Annotated in this window: 2 protein-coding genes and 1 pseudogene; 2 read left to right on the plus strand and 1 reads right to left on the minus strand. The window is 59.9% G+C overall.

Going from position 1 to position 1,601, the window contains the following annotated elements; genetic code table 11:
* Nucleotides 1-334: hypothetical protein (locus SxD43FB_RS25705; protein ID WP_217988838.1), on the plus strand; the 334-nt coding region annotated here is incomplete at its 5' end.
* A 193-nt stretch (nucleotides 335-527) separates the two neighbouring features.
* On the opposite strand, the gene SxD43FB_RS23505 is transcribed toward SxD43FB_RS25705, so the two are convergent.
* Entirely contained in the window at nucleotides 528-1,328 is an 801-nt protein-coding gene (locus SxD43FB_RS23505; protein WP_096064153.1) for a hypothetical protein, read from the minus strand.
* Nucleotides 1,329-1,429: 101 nt separating this feature from the next.
* Here SxD43FB_RS23505 and SxD43FB_RS23510 point away from each other — a divergent pair.
* Nucleotides 1,430-1,601: pseudogene (locus SxD43FB_RS23510) on the plus strand (IS630 family transposase); the annotation flags it as partial.

The following is a 1,601-nucleotide window of genomic DNA, read 5'->3' on the forward strand; positions in this document are numbered from 1 at the left end:
TGTGTTGGCGACGATGGGTCATGAAGAGAAATACCTGCTGATCGGAAATGTGGTGGCCCGGCATCGCAACCCCACCGCTCGTTGTTCGATGAGTGTTCCGATCCCCCCGCCCGCCACAGCCCCGATCAGCCCCCCGAAAGAAGGGGAAAAAGATCGCCATCGGTTGTCTGGTCCGCTCTCCGGTCAGGGCTACGCCCCTCCCTACGATCAGCCCAGACAACCGATCCTACCGGCCATCATAGTTGCCGCTCAACCGGCCATCGTAGTTGTCGCCACGCAGATACGTCAGTCCCGCAGCATAGACGGTGGTCAGCGCGGCACGAGACTTCGATGACGGCACCGCTTAAAGAAAGTGTACCACCTTATCTTGGCTCAAGATCATCGGCAACTTGCGAGGCGTGCGCACAAGGGCGATCCGCTCAGCCCGCCTGGGTTCAAACTCGTCGTACGCTTCGCAAGCGATTTAATAGGTCCTGAACCTAGTTAAGCCATGAACTTACCAATTCTGTAAAGGGCGACACATGCCCTTAATGTCTGTGTCCCGCCCGATAATGGAGAGGATATAAGGGATCGACGCTGTCTGCCGGCTTGTCGGAGCGCTGCGCGGCGACGGCCGCCATGGAAAAGGGTAATTCAAATGGAAGAAGGCCCTCGGCCTTGGACACACCCGTCAGCACATCGAAGAGCGCCGCATCGGATGCACCGAAGCTGCCGAGCAGCACCGCCGACTTGTCCTTGAACGGGGTGAGGATCGCAGGCCGGTCAAGATAGACATCGACCACGACCGGCAGCGTCTTCGACAGCTGCCGGAAAGCCACGAGATCGGGATGTTCATCGGAGAAAGCAAGGCTGCCTTCATGCTGGATGGAGCCGAAGAAATAGTTGGGATGGAGCGTCTCGAACGGTGCAGCGGTGCGGATCACCGCAAAGTCGGCATCCTCGGGCTTGTCGACGACGATCAGGCCGGCGGCATGCGCTGCCTCTGCATTGGCACCGCGCAGGAAGACCCGCTTGCCTCTCATGTCGAGTGGCTTGCGCGCTTCGAGCAGCACCATGGCCCGCGCCTGCGCCGCGCGCGCCGCCTGCTTGTCGGCTGCCATGCCAACGGTTTGGCCCGCCGCCGCTTCATCCACGAACGGATTGTCGAACAGGCCCAGTGAGAAGGTCTGCTTGAGGATGCGGACCACCGCGCGATCGATCTGCGCCTCGTTGACGAGCCCCTTATTGACAGCATCGATGATCGGCTGGGGGCTCATTACACCGCCAAACTGGTCTACACCGGCATTGATCGCCTTGGCGAAACGCTCCGGCTTGCTGAGCTGCTCCACACCCCATGCTGTCGAAACCCCTTCGAAGCTAGTGGATTGATCGGAACGAATGAGTCCATTTGAAGGATTCCCATATTGTCGTTGGCATGCGACGATGCGGCATGCGAACGGGTATTCAGATCGAGGTCACTGCACCGGACACAACGCGGCTTGAGGCGATCGTGGCGGCGCGCAGTTCGCCGCAGAAACATGTTTGGCGGGCGCGGATCATTCTCCTGACTTCTCAAGGTCTGGGCACCCAGGCGATCATGGCAGCGACCGGCAAATCCAAGA

It is taken from the genome of Sphingobium sp. D43FB, from assembly GCF_002312805.1.
In the GTDB taxonomy this organism is placed as follows: Bacteria; Pseudomonadota; Alphaproteobacteria; order Sphingomonadales; family Sphingomonadaceae; genus Sphingobium.